The organism is Pseudomonas sp. NFX183 (assembly GCF_047943075.1).
Lineage (GTDB): Bacteria > Pseudomonadota > Gammaproteobacteria > Pseudomonadales > Pseudomonadaceae > Aquipseudomonas.
In genome coordinates this window covers 5,646,544-5,665,256 of record NZ_CP181333.1, presented here as the reverse complement: position 1 = coordinate 5,665,256, position 18,713 = coordinate 5,646,544, and the positions used below count along the sequence as shown (strand labels likewise).

13 protein-coding genes are annotated in these 18,713 nt (G+C 61.8%); 5 read left to right on the top strand and 8 right to left on the bottom strand.

The features are described 5' to 3' along the window. Positions 1 to 88 precede the first annotated feature (88 nt). Both pssA and ACM530_RS26440 read left to right on the top strand, forming a co-directional pair. A complete protein-coding gene (gene pssA, locus ACM530_RS26445) occupies positions 89 to 1,432 on the top strand; it encodes a CDP-diacylglycerol--serine O-phosphatidyltransferase (protein ID WP_416363562.1) in 1,344 nt (447 codons plus the stop codon). A 372-nt stretch (positions 1,433 to 1,804) separates the two neighbouring features. After that, positions 1,805 to 2,149, top strand: a complete 345-nt coding sequence (locus ACM530_RS26440) for a hypothetical protein (protein WP_416363561.1) — start codon at positions 1,805 to 1,807, stop codon at positions 2,147 to 2,149. Between the two features lie 75 nt (positions 2,150 to 2,224). On the opposite strand, the gene efeO (ACM530_RS26435) is transcribed toward ACM530_RS26440, so the two are convergent. Genes efeO (ACM530_RS26435) through efeU form a run of 4 tightly spaced genes read right to left on the bottom strand, consistent with a single transcriptional unit; the run spans position 2,225 to position 6,447 of the window. Then, positions 2,225 to 3,043, bottom strand: coding sequence for an iron uptake system protein EfeO (efeO, locus tag ACM530_RS26435; protein WP_145160465.1), 819 nt, complete (start codon positions 3,041 to 3,043; stop codon positions 2,225 to 2,227). A 26-nt stretch (positions 3,044 to 3,069) separates the two neighbouring features. Then, on the bottom strand, positions 3,070 to 4,374 hold the full coding sequence (gene efeB, locus ACM530_RS26430; protein ID WP_404488130.1) for an iron uptake transporter deferrochelatase/peroxidase subunit: 1,305 nt from the start codon (positions 4,372 to 4,374) through the stop codon (positions 3,070 to 3,072). A gap of 14 nt (positions 4,375 to 4,388) precedes the next feature. Beyond that, entirely contained in the window at positions 4,389 to 5,591 is a 1,203-nt protein-coding gene (gene efeO / locus ACM530_RS26425) for an iron uptake system protein EfeO (protein WP_145160469.1), read from the bottom strand. 10 nt (positions 5,592 to 5,601) lie between these two features. Continuing rightward, entirely contained in the window at positions 5,602 to 6,447 is an 846-nt protein-coding gene (gene efeU / locus ACM530_RS26420) for an iron uptake transporter permease EfeU (protein ID WP_145160471.1), read from the bottom strand. 167 nt (positions 6,448 to 6,614) lie between these two features. Between efeU and ACM530_RS26415 the strand changes: the two genes are divergently transcribed. The 3 genes from ACM530_RS26415 (at position 6,615) to ACM530_RS26405 (ending at position 11,019) form a co-directional block, all read left to right on the top strand. Beyond that, positions 6,615 to 7,631 carry an AraC family transcriptional regulator gene (locus tag ACM530_RS26415; RefSeq protein WP_416363560.1) on the top strand — a complete coding sequence of 339 codons (1,017 nt, stop codon included), beginning with the start codon at positions 6,615 to 6,617 and terminating at the stop codon, positions 7,629 to 7,631. A gap of 188 nt (positions 7,632 to 7,819) precedes the next feature. Then, positions 7,820 to 9,250, top strand: a complete 1,431-nt coding sequence (locus ACM530_RS26410) for a glutamate decarboxylase (RefSeq protein ID WP_416363559.1) — start codon at positions 7,820 to 7,822, stop codon at positions 9,248 to 9,250. A 68-nt stretch (positions 9,251 to 9,318) separates the two neighbouring features. Then, the gene (locus ACM530_RS26405; RefSeq protein ID WP_416363558.1) at positions 9,319 to 11,019 is read left to right on the top strand and encodes an aspartate:alanine exchanger family transporter; all 1,701 of its coding nucleotides are present in this window, start codon (positions 9,319 to 9,321) and stop codon (positions 11,017 to 11,019) included. Between the two features lie 291 nt (positions 11,020 to 11,310). Here ACM530_RS26405 and ACM530_RS26400 read toward each other — a convergent pair whose 3' ends face one another. The 4 genes from ACM530_RS26400 to ACM530_RS26385 form a co-directional block, all read right to left on the bottom strand. Then, positions 11,311 to 12,726 carry an efflux transporter outer membrane subunit gene (locus ACM530_RS26400; protein WP_145160480.1) on the bottom strand — a complete coding sequence of 472 codons (1,416 nt, stop codon included), beginning with the start codon at positions 12,724 to 12,726 and terminating at the stop codon, positions 11,311 to 11,313. Beyond that, on the bottom strand, positions 12,723 to 15,902 hold the full coding sequence (locus ACM530_RS26395; RefSeq protein ID WP_416363557.1) for an efflux RND transporter permease subunit: 3,180 nt from the start codon (positions 15,900 to 15,902) through the stop codon (positions 12,723 to 12,725). Before ACM530_RS26395 ends, ACM530_RS26400 begins: the two co-directional genes overlap by 4 nt. 15 nt (positions 15,903 to 15,917) lie before the next feature. Further along, on the bottom strand, positions 15,918 to 17,159 hold the full coding sequence (gene mexE / locus ACM530_RS26390) for a multidrug efflux RND transporter periplasmic adaptor subunit MexE (protein WP_145160484.1): 1,242 nt from the start codon (positions 17,157 to 17,159) through the stop codon (positions 15,918 to 15,920). Between the two features lie 208 nt (positions 17,160 to 17,367). After that, on the bottom strand, positions 17,368 to 18,711 hold the full coding sequence (locus ACM530_RS26385; protein ID WP_145160485.1) for a TolC family outer membrane protein: 1,344 nt from the start codon (positions 18,709 to 18,711) through the stop codon (positions 17,368 to 17,370). Between the last annotated feature and the right edge of the window lie 2 nt (positions 18,712 to 18,713).

Below are 18,713 nucleotides of genomic sequence, written 5' to 3'. Positions count from 1 at the left end.
TTAACTTTTTCCATCTCGGGCGACGAGACCTGAGCTGCCCCATGGTGTAAGCTCGGGGCCTCTTCGGATTCGACCCATTGCGAGCCTTATGCCGTCGTTCTTCAAACGCTCCCTGTTGCCAAAACTGCGTGGTTTCCCACTGTCTCCCGAGTCGATCGACGTGCTGTCCGGCGCCGATGCGTTTCGCCGTTGCCTGCTGGAGAAAATCCCCCAGGCCACGCGGCGCATCTACATCGTCGCGCTCTACTTGCAGCAGGATGAAGCCGGCCAGGAGATCTACGACGCCTTGCACGCCGCCAAGGCTGCACGGCCAGCGCTGGACATCGTGGTGGTGGTGGACTCGCTGCGCGCCCAGCGCGGCCTGATTGGCGCAGGCAAGCAACCCGGCAACAGTGCCTGGTACCAGGCCATGACCCAACGCCACGCCAGCGAAGTACCGGTGTACGGCGTGCCGGTGCAGACCCGTGAACTGTTCGGCGTGTTGCACCTCAAGGGCTTTGTGATCGACGACAGCGTGCTGTACAGCGGCGCCAGCTTGAATAACGTGTACCTGCACAAGTTCGACAAGTACCGTTTTGACCGCTACCACCTGATCCACAGCCAGGCGCTGGCCGACTCGATGCAGCATTTGCTGGAGCACGGCTTGATTGCCTCCAAGGCCGTGCATCGCCTGGACCTGCCGAACCCGCCCACCACCCGCAGCCTGCGCAACGATATCGGCGACTTGCGCAGCCGCCTCAAGCATGCGGCGTATGACACCACAGCCGGGCTGTTGCCCAACGGCCACATGCTGGTAAGCCCGCTGCTGGGCGTCGGCAAGAACAACCCTTTGAACCGCGTGATCCTCGAGTTGATCGCCAGTGCCCAGCATCAGCTGACTATCTGCACGCCGTATTTCAACCTGCCACTGCCGGTGACCCGGGAAATCAATCGCGCCCTGGCGCGCGGGGTCAAGATCGACATCATTGTTGGCGACAAAACCGCCAACGACTTTTACATCCCGCCCAGCGAGCCGTTCAAGGTGATCGCGGCGTTGCCCTACTTGTATGAAATCAGCCTGCGCCGCTTCGCCAAACGTCATCAGCCGATGATCGACAGCGGCCAGTTGAACCTGCACCTGTGGCGCGACGGCGACAACACCTATCACCTCAAGGGCATGTGGGTTGACCAGCGCTACACCTTGCTCACCGGCAACAATCTGAACCCACGGGCGTTCCGGCTCGACCTGGAAAATGCCTTGCTCATTGATGACCCGCGCGGCCAGTGGCTGGAGCCGCGGCGTACCGAACTGGCGCAGATTTTCCAGCACACCACGCGCATCGAAGGGTATCAACAGTTGCAGACCCTGGTGGACTATCCGCCGGCTGTTGGCAAGTTCCTGCGACGGGTCAGCCGCGTGCGCATCGAGCGGTTGCTTTATCGCATTTTGTGAACCCTCATGGCGTAGAGCAGCAGCCGGGTCTGATTCCGGCCCGGCTGCACCCACCCCTCAGGACAGTTCCCGCAACGCTGTACATGCGTGACTGGCAGGAGCGCCACGCCGACTGGACGGGCAACTGACGCAAGCCAGGTTTGAACAGGCCCCACTGCGCCACAAATGCGAAAGCTCAACGACCAGTACTGGCCACTCGGCCGAGGCTGAGCGCGCAGGCCGAGGCTTTCCGCAGTACATCGACGCACGCAGAGCGGATGGAAAACTGCAACAAACCCTCATTCACTGGTTGATGACTGGCGACATCAACGACCAGCCCATTCCTCGTAACGCCTCGATCCGGCTATTCATTGACGCGCTCAGCAATGCTGCATGCCCAGTGCGGTGATGAATCCGGCGAACGGCTATGCGCAACGGGTAAATGCCGCCATCAAGGGCCTATTCAAACTGTCGCATCTGGCCCCCAGCGCTTCGATGCTGGGCAAGACAGCGCCACACTTGCTCACCGTTGAGGAGAAGTTGAGGGCGTACTGGTTGGCGGGAGGGTGGGATCCCGTCCCAGCGCCTGCGCCGACGGGCGTGGCTGGAACCAGCCAGGGAATCGCCGTCATCGGGTCGAGGGGCAATGGCTTCTGGTATGCGATCAATCCAAAAACGGGGAGGGCGGATGCCACGCCATTGGCTGACTTCAAATCGACAGCCCCAATGGCCGTCTAAGCGGTCAAACCCGACACCAGGCTGAAGCAGTCCCAGGCCCTGCATTTGCGCGAGTGCAGGGCCTGGGGCTTTTTATCAGTTCAGGCCGAGCTTGCCGCGCAGGGTCGACAGGTCTTCAGCCAAGGTGTTGACTGGGCCCACCAAGGCCTTGCGGTCGTTTTCCTTCACTTTGTCGTACGTCTCGAAGCCGCCATCCTTTGTTTTGTACTTGGCCAGGATCTTGTCCACGGCAGCGAAGTTTTTGTCGACTTTGGTCAGGAAGACCTTGTCTTGCTTCTCGATCTGGCCGCGGAACAGGTCGACGATTTTCTTCGCGCCGTCGATGTTGCCCTGGAAGTCATACAGGTCGGTGTGGCTGTAACGATCTTCCTCACCGGAAATCTTGGTGGCAGCCACTTCTTCCAGCAGGGCAGCGGCACCGCCGACCACCTTCTCAGGTGGGAAGGTCAGGCCGTCAACCCGGGTTTTCAGGTCGTTGACGTCAGTGTTGAGTTTGGCGGTCAGCGCTTCGAGGCCTTTGGTGGTCTTCTCGGAGAACAGCACGTACTCGATGCGGTGGAAGCCGGTGAAGTCTTCGGCGGTCACACCTTTTTCGTGGTCGTCAACGCGCGAGTCGATGGAGGCGTCGAGGTCGCTGAACAGCTCAGCGATCGGCTCGATGGACTCATAGTGAACACGGGTCGGGGCGTAGAGCTTCTGGGCGGTGGCCAGGTCGCCCTTGTTGATGGCGTCGGTGAACGCCTTGGTCTGGGTGACCAGCTCACCGATTTCTTCGGTGACGTAGATCTTGTAGTCCGACACCGGGCCTACCAGGTCCAGGGGCGCGGTAGCGGCGAATGCTGCCAGCGGCGAGAGGGTCATTAACAACGACAACGCGATAGTCGACTTCTTCATGGGACGTTTTTCCGCTCTGGTTTGTTTTAGGTGTTGGCAGTGGTTTGAGGGTGCGTTGCAGCGAGTAGCGTGCGCCCGATGAAATCCTTGGGCCCTGTGACCCCCGGCAAGGTGAAGAAGTACCCGCCGCCGACCGGCTTGAGGTATTCCTCCAGAGGCTCGCCGTTGAGCCGGGTTTGCACGCTGATGAAGCCTTTCTCCAGGTCAGCCTGGTAGCAGATGAACAACAGCCCCATGTCCAGCTGACCGTTTTTGTTGACGCCGTTGGAGTAGTTGAACGGCCGACGCAGGATCAGGTTGGCCTGAGTCTGCGGGGTGCGCGGGTTGGCCAGGCGGATGTGGGCATCAAGCTTGGTCAGCTTGCCTTCCGGGTCCTTGCTGTAGTCGGGAACCTGGCTTTCCTTGTCGCCATCCATGGGCGCGCCGGTGGGTTTGATGCGCCCGATAATGCTTTCCTGCTCTTGCAGCGGGGTACGGTCCCAGCGCTCGACGAAATTGCGGATGATGCGCACGGCCTGGTAGCTGCCGTTGGCGGCCCAGGCGGGCTCGTCGCTGCCGGGCTGCACCCAGACAATCTGGTCCATGGCCTTGTCGTCGTTGGAGTTCGGGTTGGCCGAACCGTCACGGAAACCGAGAAAATTACGCGCGCTCTGCGCAGGCTCGCCGGGTTTAGCCGGCGCTTGCGGCGGCACGCTGCCTTCCTGTTTCCAGCGCACCAGCAGCAGGTCCGGCAGGTTTTTGACGATGTCGCGCAGGGCGTGGATATTGGTGTCCGGGGTGTTTGAGCTGAATTGCAGGCTCAGGTCGCCGTGGCACTGCGCCGGCTCCAATGCGTCGTTGGGGAAGCCGACCATGCGGCTCAGGCGCTTGGGTTTGACGGCGGTGAGGCCGAAGCGCTCATCGAACAGCGACTCGCCGACGGATACGGTGATGGTCAGGTTATCCGGCGTGACCACCGGGCCCAGAATGCCGGAATCGGTAGGCGGCAGTTTCGGGTCGACTTGCGGCACGGTGCCGCCGGTCATCAGGAAGCTGATGCGCTCGTTCAATGTGCGAAACAGACGCTCCAGGTCTTCGCGGTCACTGGCCAGTACGTCAAACGCCACCAGCATGCCGCAGGCCGGGCGTGGGGTGACGATGCCGCTCTGGTGTTTGCCGAAAAAATCGTGGTGGTCCTGCGTCTTGTCACTGCGCGGTGCAGTGGTGACTTGCTCGGCCGCAGCCGCCATGGCCGGGCAGCTCAAGCTGCTGCCGGCAATCGCGGCACCGGTGGCCGCCATGCCCAGCAGGACACGGCGACGTTGCGGGCAAAACTGTTCTGAATCACTCATCTGTTAGTTCGTCTTCACTGCAGGCCGGAAAGGCCAAGGGCGGGGTCGATTCCATCGAGTACAGCGGCCAGAGCCTTGGCCTTGTCGGCGATCTGCTTGCGCTGATCGGCGGTGACGCTGTCGTAGCGGCGGTACTGGCCGTCGACTTTCAAACCATTGAGCTCGGTATCGAAGGCGGCGAGGGCACTGTCGATTTTCGGCAGCAGGTCCGCTGCGGATTTGGTCAACAACGGGCGCATCAACTCCACCACCTTGTGGGCCGCTTCCAGGTTGGCGGCAAACCCGTTCACGTCGATATGGCTGTAGCGTTCCTCTTCACCGCTGGCGGCGCGGACATCCGCCAGGCTGTTGAGGTTGCGCACCACAATGCTCACCAGTTGTTCCGGTGGCAGCGATTGGGCCAGCAGTTGTTGCTTGAGCGTGGTGACGTCGGTGACCAGGCGTTGCGCAATCGGGGCCAGGCCCTCCAGGCTGTGCTGCTGGAACAGGCTGTATTCGAGGCGATGGAAGCCGCTGAACGCCGGGTCTTGCTCGCGCTTTTCAAAGTAGTCGGCGCGTGCGTTGATGGCGTTATCCAGCTCGGCCAGGCGTTGCGAAGCCGGCGCCAGGCGCTGGTAGGCCTCACGGGCCGGCACATAGAGTGCCTGCGCCTGAGCCAGGTCGCCGGCTTCAATGGCCTGTTGCAGCGCCGTAACGGCCTTGACCAGCGCACTGCCCTGGCCGCTCAGGTACACGCGGAACTCCGACAGCGGGCCGATAAACGCCACCATCGACGGCTTGGCCTTGGCCTGGGCGTCGGACTCAGCCGTCGGCGTCACGTGCAACGTGCCGCGCGGGTTGCTCAACAGCCCGCAGGTGATTGCATAGTCGCCGGGCAGCAGGTTGGCGTTGATCACCTGGCTCAGGCCAGGGGCGATATTTTCGCGCTCCTCGATCACCAGCACGCCGTCGAGGATTTCCCACTCCACCGCGCGGTCGGAGCGGTTGATGATGCGAAAGCTCGCGTGCCCGGCGGGCACGGTCAACGCGTTGGGTTCGCAAGCGTGGCCATGGATGGTCACCGCGATTTCATTGTGGTTGGTCTGACGTTTGGCGGCGGCCAATTGCGAGGCGTAATAGAACAGCGCACCGGCGCCGATCATCACGACCACCGAGCCGGCCACCGCCCAGCGCAGGGCGCGGGAAGGCAGAGCCGGTTGAGGGGTTGGGTTGGACAAGAGACGGTCCTTACTGGCTGGAAACGGAAGAGGTGTTAGCGACAGGCCTGGGTGGGGCGGACGGCAGGAAGAACATCACCAGCGCCACCACCAGGTAAATCAGATACGCGCCCAGGGTGCTGATGGTAGGTGCGTCCTGATAGCCGAACATCCCGGCCAGCACCGAGCCCAATGGGCCATCCATCGGCAGCGTCGCGCTGAAATCGAACAAGACGGTTTGCCAGTGGTTCCACACCCCGGCCTCGTGCAGGGCTTGTACCGAGTTGGCGAGAATGCCGGCGGCAACCACCAGGATGAACAAGCCGGTCCAGCGGAAGAACGCACCCAGGTTCAAGCGCATGCTGCCGGTGTAGATCAGGAAACCGACGATGATCGCCAGGATCAGGCCGAGCAGGGCGCCAATCGGCGCGCCCGGGCCTTCGCTCTGCTGGAACACCGCGAGCAGGAAGAACACCGTCTCCAGGCCTTCACGGGCCACGGCGAAAAACACCATGGCGATCAGCGCGATCACCTGATGCTTGGAGCCGGCCAGGGCGTGGTCGAGGGATTCGTGCAGGGAATGCTTGATGGAGCGCGCTACTTTGCGCATCCAGAACACCATGGAGCTGAGAATGCCGACGGCCACCAGGCCGACCACACCTTCGAACAATTCCTGTTGTTTTTGCGGGAATTCGGCGCTGACCAGCTCCAGGCCGCCGCCTACCAACAACGCCAGGGCAGCGGCGAGAAACACGCCGATCCACACCGCGGGCATCCACTGGCCGCGGCCGGTCTGTTGCAGGTAACTGGCGATGATGCCAACGATCAATGCTGCTTCAATGCCTTCGCGCAGCATGATTAGAAAGGGAACGAGCATTTGGCACCGCATCATGACTGGATAGGATGCTAATTTGTAACATAATGATACTCATTACTAAACAGGGAATATTGCGCTTTGCTGAACTGCGGCTGAACGGTGGTGGCGAATCGCAACCGCCCTTATGATGCACCCCATCTTTTGCAGCATTGAATAGCCCGATTCCCATGGCGGAAAAAGACACCATCTCTATCCATCTTGTGCGCGAAGCCTTGCTGCAAAGCTGCGCGCCCGGCGCGGCCACGGTGGAGGCGTTGAGCAAGGTCGGGATTGATCCGGCCTGGCTCGAGCAGCCCGGTGCCCGCGTGCCGGCCACCGCTTACGCGCGTTTGTGGCGGTTGCTGGCGCGGCGCACGGATGATGAATTTTTTGGAATGGATCCGCGCAAGCTCAAGTCCGGCAGCCTGGCGTTCCTGTGCCGCGCCGCCATGGCGCAACCCAATCTGGGCGAGGCCCTGCAAACCGGGCTGGGGTTTCTGTCGCTGATGCTTGAGCAGATGCCCGCGCAATTGGTGCACCAACAAAGCCTGGCGGAAATCGTGTTGGCTGAACCTGCGCCCAAACGCGCGTTTACCTACTTCACCTATTGGATGATTGTGCACGGCGTCGCCTGTTGGCTGGCCGGCCGGCGCATCCCGATCCTTGCGATTGAGCTGCGCTGCCCACAACCGGACTTTTACGACGATTACCGGGTGATGTTTTCTGAGAACCTGCGTTTTGATCGGCCGCGTACGCGCATGATCTTTTCTGCAGATTGCCTGGACGTGCCGATCAAGCGCAGCCCGGAAGAACTCAAGCGCTTTCTTGCCCATGCGCCGGCCAACATATTGGTCAAGTACCGCGACCCGGATAGCCTGGCCACGCGCATCAAGCACGATCTACGCCAGATGCCCGCCGATACCTGGCCGGAAACCGAGGGGGTGGCGGCCAACTTGTGTATTTCGGCGTCGACCCTGCGTCGTCGCCTGGCGGATGAAGGGCAGACCTATCAGGGGCTCAAAGACAGCGTGCGCAAAGAGCTGGCGATTGTCTGGCTGGCAGAGCCACAGGTCAGCTTCGCCGAAATCGCCGGGCGCCTGGGGTTTGCCGACACCAGTTCGTTCTACAAGGCGTTTCGCAAGTGGTCCGGGTCCAACCCCGGGCATTACCGCAGCTTGATATTGAACGAAGCATTGAGCCAATAGGTCATTGGAACGCTGCCGGGCCTGTGCGAGCAGTTACCCGCAGCTTCAATGATCCAGGTCACTCTCCGGCGCCCGTGTCCGTGTGATAGTCGGCGCAACCGTTCCATCGCTTGTTTCCTGACGCAGCCTGATCGGCACTTGTCGCGATCAACGTCTACGCCATTTCCCTCATTCAAGAGCAGGATTTCATGGCACTTCACAAAACCGTAGAAACCCAAGACCAAGCCATCGAAGACGTGTATTCGAGCGGTTCGTCCCAGCACACCTTGCCCAAGTACCGTTTGCCGAATCACTCGACCACGCCGTCGGCGGCCTACAACCTGGTGCGCGATGAACTGCTGCTGGACGGTAACTCGCGGCAGAACCTGGCGACCTTCTGCACCACGTGGGTCGAGCCCGAAGTGAAGCAGTTGATGGCCGACGCCCTCGACAAAAACATGATCGACAAGGACGAGTACCCGCAAACCGCCGAGATTGAAAATCGGTGCGTGCACATCATTGCCGACCTCTGGCACGCGCCCAAATCCTGGCAAACCGTGGGTTGTTCGACCACAGGCTCCAGCGAAGCGGCCATGCTTGGCGGCCTGGCCCTGAAATGGAGCTGGAAAAAACGCCGCGAAGCCGCCGGCCTGTCGACTGACAAACCGAACTTCGTGTGCGGGCCGGTGCAGATCTGCTGGAAAAAATTCGCCCGCTATTTTGACGTGGAAATTCGTGAAGTGCCCCTGCGCGGTGACGCCTTGGGCCTGCTGCCGGCCGACCTGCGGGAGTATTGCGACGAGAACACCATCGGCGTGGTCGCGACCCTGGGCGTGACCTTCACCGGTATCTACGAACCCGTCGCCGCGCTGGCCGCCGAGCTGGACGCGATGCAGCGCGACCTCGGCCTGGACATCCCGATACATGTTGATGCGGCGAGTGGCGGGTTTATCGCCCCGTTCATCCAGCAAACGCTGCAATGGGATTTTGTGATCGAACGGGTCAAGTCGATCAACGCCTCGGGCCACAAATACGGGCTGGCGCCGCTTGGCGTGGGCTGGGTGATTTGGCGCTCTACCGAAGATTTGCCGGAAGAATTGATCTTCTACGTCGACTATCTCGGCGGCAACATGGCGACCTTCGCGCTGAATTTCAGCCGGCCGGGCGGTGAGATCATTGCCCAGTACTACAACTTCCTGCGGCTGGGGCGCGACGGCTACACGCGTATTCAACAAGCCTGCTCCGACACGGCGCAGTGGCTGGCCGCGCAAATCGGCAAGTGTGCTCCGCTGGAATTGGTGTATGACGGCAAAGACGGGCTGCCGGCGGTCTGCTACAAGCTCAAGGACGGCATCGACCATGGCTTCAGCCTGTATGACCTGTCCGAGCGCGTGCGCATGCGCGGGTGGCAGATCGCGTCCTACCCACTGCCTTCAGACCGCCAGAACATCGTGGTGCAACGCATCCTGGTCCGCCATGGCGTGAGCCGCGACCTGGTGGCGCTGTTGCTTGATGACCTGCGCAAGGCTATCGAGTATCTGCAGAAAAACCCGGTGGCCAATTCCGACGCCGGGCCGAGTTTCAGCCACGGCGCGATCGCCGACCCCGTGATCCCGGCAGACACTCCCAACCTGGCCTGACACACCTCACGCTCACCGGGCCTTGAGGCTCGGTGCCTTAAGTGTTTGCCTGCCGGGTGTGAATCATCGTGACTGCCATCTTCAGTTTCTTGCACGACAACCCCTATATTCTGCTGTTCCTGGTGGTCGGCCTGTCCGTCTGGGTCGGGCGCGGCACCATCAAGGGGTATGGCTTGGGGGCGGTGGCCGGGGCCATCGTCATTGGGTGCGCCATTGCGACCTGGGCGTCTTACTACGGCGTGCATTTTGAGCTCGATAACTTCACCAAGAGCCTGTTTTATTACCTGTTCATGTACGGCGTCGGGCTGCGCGTGGGGCCCTCGTTTATCAATAGCCTCAAGGGCGATGGGCTGAAATTCACCTTGCTGGCGATACTGTCGTCGTTCCTCGGCCTGGGCATCGTGGTGCTGGGTGTGAAGCTCTTGTCGCTGCCGGTGGGCGCCGCTGGCGGTATTCTTGCCGGTTCACAAACCATGTCCGCGGCCATTGGTTCGGCGGAGCAAGCCCTTACCTCCGGCGTCGTCCCGCTGCCGCCGGGCACCACGGTCGCCGCGGCGACGGCCATGATCGCGTTGTCCTATGGCATCACCTACATCTGGGGCACGGTCGGCATCATCCTGATCTGCAAATACCTGCCGCGCTGGTGGGGGGTGGATGCACGCGCAGCGGCCAAGGCGTATGAAGTCGAACACGGCGTGCCCAATGTCGATGACGCCGGGCTCAGTGGCTATCGGCCTTTCGACTTGCGCGCGTACCGATTGGTGAACAGTGAATGGGCGGGGCAGACCATCGCGCAGTTCCGCCAGCAATTTGCGCTGTACCAGATTGAGAATGTCGAGCGCGGCGATCAGTTGCTCGGCGCCGATCCCGCACTGGTGCTGCAACTGGGCGATATCATTGCCCTGGGCGGCAGCCTCGATGCGCTGACCGATCACATGGGCCTGATCGGGCCGGAAGTGCCGGACGCCCGGGCGCTCAACATCCCGCTGGATGAGGCGGTGATTCTGGTGACCCACCGTGATGCGATCGGCAAGCAGCTCAAGCAGTTCAGCCAGTCATCGATTGCCGGGCAGGTGCAACTGGTGGGCATCGAACGCGGCGGCGCGCCCATTCCTCTGGGGCTGGAAACACGCCTGCAACGCCTGGATGTGATGCACCTGATCGGCTTGCGTACCGCCATCGACAAAGCCACGGCGTTACTCGGCAAGGCGGGGCGGCCGAGTACCGCGACCGATCTGCTGACGCTGTCACTGGGCATGGTGCTGGGGTTGCTGATCGGTCTGATCCAAGTGCCGGCGTTCGGTGCAGCGGTGGGCCTGGGCAACGCGGGCGGCTTGCTGGTGTCGGGGATTATCGTCTCGTCACTGGTGTCGCGCGTGCGCTTTTTTGGTAATACACCCAACGCCGCCCGCAACATTCTTGAAGACATGGGGCTGATTTTCTTTGTCGCAATCGTGGGGGTGAACGCCGGCGCTAACCTGGTTTCACAAATCAGCCCGATCATCGCGTTGAAGGTCTTTGTGCTCGGCTTTGTCGCGTGCACCGTTCCGCCGTTTATCGTCTGGGCGTTGGGGTTTCATGTGTTCAAGATCAACCCGGCGATCCTGATGGGCGGCGTGGCGGGCGCGCGTAGCCACTCCGGGCCGGCGCGTGAGGCCGCCAAGGAAATCGACAGCAGCGTGCCCTGGATTGGTTTTCCTGTGGCGTATGCGGTGTCGGGCATTTTGCTGACGGTGTTTGGCTACTTCGCGATGGTCCTCGCACGCTGACGCTGGCTCAAGAGGCGCCTGGCCCCACACACTGTGCGCAGCGTCGATCGTCGGCGGTGCAGCCGGCGTCCGCCACTGCTTGCTTATAGGCCGCAGGGTCAAGCAGCGCCATGTAGCAAACACGCCATGAAACTGCAGGGTTCTGTTTCCTTGTGACGTCATCACTGTGAAAAATTGAAGCACAACCTTGGCGTTAACCCTGGCGACTCAGGCATAAAAAAAGCCCCACGACCGAAGGGGGCGTGGGGCTAAAAATTGGCTGGATGCGACCAACCAAAGGAGCGCTTTACATCATTTGCTGCTGGCGACCACCGTGTCCGGCTGCCAGCCACCACCGAGGGCCTTGTAGATCGCGACAATCCCGCGATACAAGTCCACTTCGGCCTGGGCCTGGGAGTCTTCAGCGGCCAGGCGCTCACGTTGCGCGTCAAGCAGCACCAGGAAATCCACCGTGCCTTCGCGGTAGCGGATCGCCGCAAGGTCGGCCGCCGCGCGACTTGATTCACTCTGACGGATCAGCGAGACCAGGCGCTGCTGGCGTTTGCCGTAATCACTGAAAGCATTTTCCGATTCTTCCAACGCCAGCAGCACTTGTTGCTCATAGGTTGCCAGGGCGCCATCGGCCTCGGCGTTCGCGCCGCGCAACCGCGCTCGCACGCTGCCCAGGTCAAACGCCGCCCAGGTGATGCTTGGGCCAAGCGACCAGGCATTCGCTGCGGCGGACCCGATCTGCGAACCGCGCCCGGCCGTGAAGCCGAGGAAGCCGCTGAGGCTGACCCGTGGGAACAGGTCGGCCTTGGCCACGCCGATACGCGCGGTGGCGGCCGCCAGTTTGCGTTCGGCACTGAGGATGTCCGGGCGACGCTGCAGCAGTTGCCCCGGGTCGCCGATGGGCAGCGCCTTGGCAATCGCCGGCAGGTCTTTGGGGCTCAGGTCCACGCTCAGCTTGTCGGGGCGCTGGCCGAGGAGGGTGGCGATGCGGTTGCGCTCGCGCACTTGCTCGGCCTGCAGTTGCGGCACGCTGGCTTCAACGGCCGCCAGGCGCGCGTCGGCGCGTTCTACGTCGAGCTGATCACCGACGCCGGCATCGCGCAGGCTGACGGTAATGGTGCGCGACTCCTGCTGGTTCTTCAGGTTGTCCAGGGCGATGCGTTCACGCAATTGCGCACCGCGCAGTTGACCGTAGGCGTCCACCAGTTCGGCAATCATGGTGACTTGCAGTTGGTACAGGTCGGCTTCAGCAACTTGTTGGTCAGCATCGCTGGCTTCCAGGTTGCGGCGGATGCGGCCGAACAAGTCCACTTCCCAGGCCATGTCCAGGCCCAGGTCGTAGCGCTCGCTGTTGACGCGCTTGGTGGTCTGGCCCGGGATCTGGCCTTTGCCCACGTCGCTGCTGGCCCGGCTGGTGACCACCGGCATGATGTCGTTGGCCGCGTCATCGCGAATCGCACGCGCCGCTCGCAGACGGGCAAAGGCTACGCGCAAGTCGCGGTTACCGCTCAACGACTGGGTCACCAGTTGGTCGAGGGTCGGGTCGTCGAACTGCTGCCACCAGATGCCTTCGTACTTGGCGTGGTCATAACTTTTGGTGTCGGCGGCGGCCGTGATGTTGGCCGCCTCCAGCTTCTCGGTTTTGTAGTCCGGGCCCACGGCACAGGCGCTCAGCGCCAGCACCAGCAAGCTCGGTAGAAAGACTTTCACGCTCATTGCTGTGTCTCCAGCTTCAAGGCCTTGGCCGCTTTGCGCGCGTCCTGGCGCTCCACATAGCGACGGATCAGTACGTAGAACACTGGCGTCAGCAACAGACCGAAGAAGGTCACGCCGATCATCCCGGAGAACACCGCCACACCCATGGCATGGCGCATCTCGGCACCAGCACCGCTGGACAACACCAGGGGCACCACGCCCATGATGAACGCGAACGAGGTCATCAGAATCGGCCGCAGACGCAAGCGGCAGGCTTCGAGTACCGCGGCCAGTGGGTCGAGCCCCTCGGCCTGTTTATCCTTGGCGAATTCGACGATCAGAATCGCGTTCTTACACGCCAGGCCCACCAGTACGATCAAGCCAATCTGGGTGAAGATGTTGTTGTCGCCGCCCGAGATGATTACCCCGGTAATGGCCGACAGCAGCGTCATCGGTACGATCAGGATCACCGCCAGTGGCAGGCTCCAGCTTTCGTATTGGGCGGCCAGTACCAGGAACGCCAGCAGTACGCAGAGCGGGAACACGAACAGCGCGGTGTTGCCCGAGAGGATTTGCTGATACGTCAGGTCGGTCCACTCGTAGGTCATGCCGTTGGGCAGTTCCTCTTTCAACAGTTTTTCAATCGCGGCCTGGGCCTGGCCGGAGCTGTAGCCCGGTGCGGCGTTGCCGTTGATTTCAGCGGTGATAAAGCCGTTGTAGTGCATCACGCGGTCCGGGCCCGAGGTGTCGCTGACCTTGATAAAGGTCGCCAGCGGGATCATCTCGCCCTTGTTGTTACGCACTTTCAGCTGGCCGATCTGGTCCTCATCCTGGCGAAACTGTTGCTCAGCCTGCACGTTGACCTGGTAGGTACGCCCGAAGCGGTTGAAGTCGTTGGCATACAGCGAACCCAGGTAGATCTGCAGGGTGTCGAAGATGTCGCTGACAGCCACGCCGTGGGTCTTGGCCTTTTCGCGGTCGATGGCGGCATCGACCTGCGGCACGTTGACCGTGTAGCTGGTGAACAGGCCGAACAACTCAGGCACGCCACGGCTTTTGGTGATGACGTTCTGCACTTCTTTGTACAGCTCGTCGTAACCCAGGTTGCCACGGTCCTCGATCTGCAGGCGGAACCCGCCAATCGTGCCCAGGCCCTGTACCGGCGGCGGCGGGAAGATCGCCATGTAGGCTTCTTCGATGCTGCTGTATTTGCCGTTCAGTGCACCGGCAATCGCGCCGGCCGACAGGCTCGGGTCTTTACGCTCATCGAACGGCTTCAAGGTCACGAACACGATGCCGTTGTTCGGGCTGTTAGTAAAACCGTTTATCGACAGGCCAGGGAAGGCGATGGCGCTTTCCACGCCCGGCTGCTTCATGGCGATGTCCGACATGCGCTTGATCACATCTTCGGTGCGGTCCAGGCTCGCGGCGTCCGGCAATTGCGCGAAGGCCACCAGGTATTGCTTGTCCTGGGCCGGTACGAAACCGGTGGGCGTATGGGCGAAACCCAACCAGGTCAGCACCATCAGCCCGGCGTACAGGAACAGTGCGATACCGCTGCCGCGAATCACCCGGCGTACGGTGCCGACGTAACCATGGCTGGCTTTCTCGAAGAACCGGTTGAACGGACGGAACAACCAGCCGCCGAACACCTTGTCGAGTGCCTTGGAGAAACGGTCCTTGGGGGCGTTATGACCCTTGAGCAAGACGGCAGCCAGGGCTGGGGACAAGGTCAGCGAGTTGAACGCCGAGATCACCGTCGAAATCGCAATGGTCAAAGCGAACTGCTTGTAGAACTGCCCGGTCAAGCCGCTGATAAACGCCGCCGGGATGAACACCGCACACAGTACCAACGCGGTGGCGATGATCGGGCCGGTCACTTCGCTCATGGCTTTTTCAGTGGCCGGGAACGGTTCCAGTCCAAGCTCGATGTTCCGCTCGACGTTCTCCACCACCACGATGGCGTCGTCCACCACGATACCAATCGCCAACACCAGTCCAAACAGCGACAGCGCATTGAGCGAGAAGCCAAACAGGTGCATTACCGCAAAGGTACCGATCAACGAGACCGGTACTGCCACCAGCGGAATGATCGACGCGCGCCAGGTCTGCAGGAACAGAATCACCACCAGCACTACCAGGATCAGTGCTTCAAACAGGGTGTGAACCACGGCTTCGATGGAGCCGCGCACGAAGACCGTCGGGTCATAGGCAATGCGGTAATCCATGCCTTCCGGGAAGCTCTGCTTGAGCTCCGCCATCTTGGCGCGCACTTCATTGGAGATCTCGATGGCGTTGGAGCCCGGGCGCTGGAAGATCGGGATCGCCACGGCCGGTTGGTTGTCGATCAACGAGCGCAGGGCGTACTGGCTGGAACCCAGCTCAACTCGCGCGATGTCTTTCAAACGCGTGATTTCGCCGTTGGCACCGGCACGAATCACGATATTTTCGAACTCTTCCTCAGTGACCAGGCGGCCCTGGGTGTTGACCGACAGTTGGAAGCTGGTGTCATTGGGCGCAGGTTGCGCGCCCAGTGCACCGGCCGCCACCTGGCGGTTCTGCTCGCGAATGGCCGTGACCACATCGGTGGCGGTCAGGTTGCGCGAGGCGGTCTTGTTCGGGTCCAGCCATACACGCAGCGAGTAGTCGCCCATGCCGAACAACTGCACATCGCCCACGCCGCCCAGCCGCGCCAACTCATCCTTGATATTCAGGATCGCGTAGTTGGACAGGTAGAGCATGTTGTAGCGCTGATCCGGGGAGGTGATGTGCACCACCATGGTCAGGTCGGGCGACGCCTTGTCTACGGTGATACCGATGCGCGTGACTTCCTCAGGCAGTTTTGGCTGAGTGCGTGTCACACGGTTCTGCACCTGCACCTGCGCGTTGTCCAGGTCGGTGCCCAGGGCAAAGGTGATGGTCAGGGTCAGTTTGCCGTCGGCGGTCGACTGCGAGGACATGTACAGCATGTTCTCGACGCCGGTGATGGCTTGCTCCAGCGGAGCGGCCACGGTTTCACCGATGACTTTAGGGTTGGCGCCCGGGAAGTTGGCGCGTACCACGACGGTCGGCGGTACCACTTCCGGGTATTCGCTGATCGGCAGTTGGAACAGCGAGATCGCGCCGGCGATCAGGATCAACAGCGACAGCACCGCTGCGAAGATCGGCCGCGAAATGAAGAACTTGGAAAAATTCATCTTGAGTTGTATCCCTTAACCGCGTGGAGTCGCGACGCTGGCAACTTTTGGCGCGGCTTTATCCGGCGCCACTTGTTCCAGGTTGCTGGCTTCAAGCGCTTGTCGTTGTTGTGCCAAGGCGGCGAGGGTTTCCTTGCTGGCCATCGGGATCGTTTCAGGTTGCACAGGCGAGCCCGGACGAATGCGCTGCAGGCCCTTCACGACGATGGTGTCGTCCTTGTTCAAACCGCTGCGCACGATGCGCAGGCCTTCGATCTTCGGCCCCAGTTCCACCGAGCGATACGCCGGCTTGTCGCCGTCCATCACCAACACGAATTTCTTGCCAAGGTCAGTGCCGACGGCTTCGTCGTTGATCAGCACGGCGGAGTAAGTGCCGCTGCCGACCAGCTTCAAGCGTGCATACAGGCCCGGGGTGTATTCGCCTTTGCTGTTATCGAACACGGCGCGACCACGGATGGTGCCGGTGGCCGGGTTGACCTGGTTGTCGACGAAGTTCATCTGGCCCAGGTGCGGGTTGCCGGTTTCGTTGGACAGGCCCAGGTACACCGGAGTGGTGGCGCCACGGCGGCCTTCGCGCGCCAGCTGGGTGTACTTGAGGTACACGCGCTCATCGGCGTCGAAGTAGGCGTAGACCTTGTCGGTGGAGACCACGCTGGTCAGCGCGGTGACGTCGGCGGTCACCAGGTTGCCGGCGGTGATTTCGGCACGGCTGACACGCCCGCTGATCGGTGCGGTCACGCGGGTAAAGCTCAGGTTCAACTTGGCCAGGTCCAGCTGCGCCTGAATCCCGGCCACTGCGGCGCGGGCTTCCTGGGCGGCGGTGGTGCGCGAGTCGGCCAGTTCGGCGGAGATCGCATTGCTCTGACGCAGGCGGTCGCCACGTTGCGCTTCGTTATCGCTACGGGTGGCGGCGGCTTTGGTTTGGGCAAGCTGGGCTTCGAGGCGGCGCACTTCAGCCTGGAACGGACGCGGGTCGATCTGGAACAGCAAGTCGCCCTTTTTCACCAGGGCGCCTTCGGTGAAGGCCACCTGGTCGATCTGGCCGGACACGCGCGGACGAATCTGCACGGTTTCCGGGGCTTCCAGGCGACCGGTGAATTCGTCCCACTCGTTGACCGGTTGTTCGAGCACCTTGGCCACACTGACTTTCGCAGGAGGCATGGCGGCCGCTTGTTCTGGGGTCTTGCCGCACGCGCTCATCACCACCACGGCCAAAATCGCCAAGGGGAAGCGCAAATGTTTGAGTGACTGTTCCATGAATTGCATCCGCCAATGTATTTGAGATGGGCGGATCATGCGCGGCGAGGTGCTATGTCACGAATCGAATGAAGCAAAGGTAACTATCATTCGGAATGATATAAGCGCGAGATTAGCCCTCTAGGATGCGGGTTTCGTTAGGAAGCTATCAATAGGAGTGATGACAAAAGACTGTTGCGCGGGCTGCAAGGAACGCCCGCGCGGTTTTTCAGTCCAGCAGGCGGCTGACTTCGCGCAAACGCACCTCGCTCAGGTTGCCGGTGGAGGCCAGCAGGTTCAATTGGGCCAGCAAGATGCTGTAGCGCTGCTGAGCCAGACGCTGCTGGGTGTCGGTGACTTTCTGCTGCGCATCCAGCACGTCGGTGTTGATGCGTGAGCCGGCTTCAAAACCGTGGGTGACCGACGCCAGGTTAACCTGGCTGGACTTGAGCGCCTGCTTGAGCGCCTGGTATTGGCTCATGCCGCTGGTAACTTGCAGGTATGCCTGGCGCGCCATCAACCCGGCGTTGCGGCGCGCGTCTTCGACCTCATCCAGAGCCTTGCTTTGCAGCGCATGGGCTTCGCGCACGCGGCTGCTGGTACGGCCACCGCCGTAAAGCGGCACGCTCAACTTGACCCCGACCACGGTCTGGTTATAGCGGTTTTCCGGCAGCGTGACGTCGTACACATCGCCGCCCACCGAGGCAAAGCGGCCGTGGGCGGCGATCAGGTCGAGGGTCGGCAAGTGGCCGGCCTGTTCCTTGTCGATGTCCATTTCGGCCAGGCGCTGGGTGATCTGCGCGCGCTGCACGGCGAGGTTGCCTTGTTGCGCGGTAGTTGCCCATTCACCGATGGCCGCAGGCACCGGGGCGCTGAATGGCGGCTCCTTGCCCGACCACGGTCGCGCCTGGGCGGCGGTCAACTGGGTGAGCGTTTCGGTAGCGATGTCCAGCGCGCCGCGTGCGGCAATCTGCTCGGCGAAGGCCTGGTCGTACTTGGCCTGCACCTGTTCGAGCGCATTGGCGGTAGCGGCGCCGTCGGCCAGTAAGCGCCGTGTGCGGTCCTGGCTCTCCTGCAAGGTTTGCAGTTGTTGTGTGCGGGTGTTCAACAGCTCCTGGTTGAGCAACACATCAAAATAGGCGCGGGCCACGCGCAGCATCAGGTCCTGGCGCGCCTGTTCGGTCTGCACTTCGCTGGCGCTGATCAGCAATTTGCTTTGGTCGTGGGCGATTACGTTCTGCCAGCGCAACAGCGGCTGAGTGAGCACCACGGCGTAAGCATTGGTGTTGTTGCGGTTGCGGTGGTAATCGTTGGAATCCTCGGCATCGACCCAGGCGGCGCCGCCCGTGACGGACAGGTCCGGCAGCAGGTTGGCGCGGCTTTGCGGTTCTTTTTCCGCCGTGGCCAGTTGCTGGGCCTGCGCGGCGGCGAACTTCATGTCGTGGCTCAGCGCTTTTTGATACAGCTGGTACAAGTCCTCTGCCGACACGGAGGTCGGGCAGCAGGCGAGGGCAAGCCCGCCCAGGCAGGTGAGCAGGGTGAGGTGTTTTAGATGCAGCCCTGGAATACGCAAGG

Bases quoted from the DNA above. Each gene is read 5' to 3' on its own strand.
- pssA (WP_416363562.1), top strand. From the start codon at position 89: ATGCCGTCGTTCTTCAAACGCTCCCTGTTGCCAAAACTGCGTGGTTTC.
- ACM530_RS26440 (WP_416363561.1), top strand. From the start codon at position 1,805: ATGCCCAGTGCGGTGATGAATCCGGCGAACGGCTATGCGCAACGGGTA.
- efeO (WP_145160465.1), bottom strand. From the start codon at position 3,043: ATGAAGAAGTCGACTATCGCGTTGTCGTTGTTAATGACCCTCTCGCCG.
- efeB (WP_404488130.1), bottom strand. From the start codon at position 4,374: ATGAGTGATTCAGAACAGTTTTGCCCGCAACGTCGCCGTGTCCTGCTG.
- efeU (WP_145160471.1), bottom strand. From the start codon at position 6,447: ATGCTCGTTCCCTTTCTAATCATGCTGCGCGAAGGCATTGAAGCAGCA.
- ACM530_RS26415 (WP_416363560.1), top strand. From the start codon at position 6,615: ATGGCGGAAAAAGACACCATCTCTATCCATCTTGTGCGCGAAGCCTTG.
- ACM530_RS26410 (WP_416363559.1), top strand. From the start codon at position 7,820: ATGGCACTTCACAAAACCGTAGAAACCCAAGACCAAGCCATCGAAGAC.
- ACM530_RS26400 (WP_145160480.1), bottom strand. From the start codon at position 12,726: ATGAGCGTGAAAGTCTTTCTACCGAGCTTGCTGGTGCTGGCGCTGAGC.
- ACM530_RS26395 (WP_416363557.1), bottom strand. From the start codon at position 15,902: ATGAATTTTTCCAAGTTCTTCATTTCGCGGCCGATCTTCGCAGCGGTG.
- mexE (WP_145160484.1), bottom strand. From the start codon at position 17,159: ATGGAACAGTCACTCAAACATTTGCGCTTCCCCTTGGCGATTTTGGCC.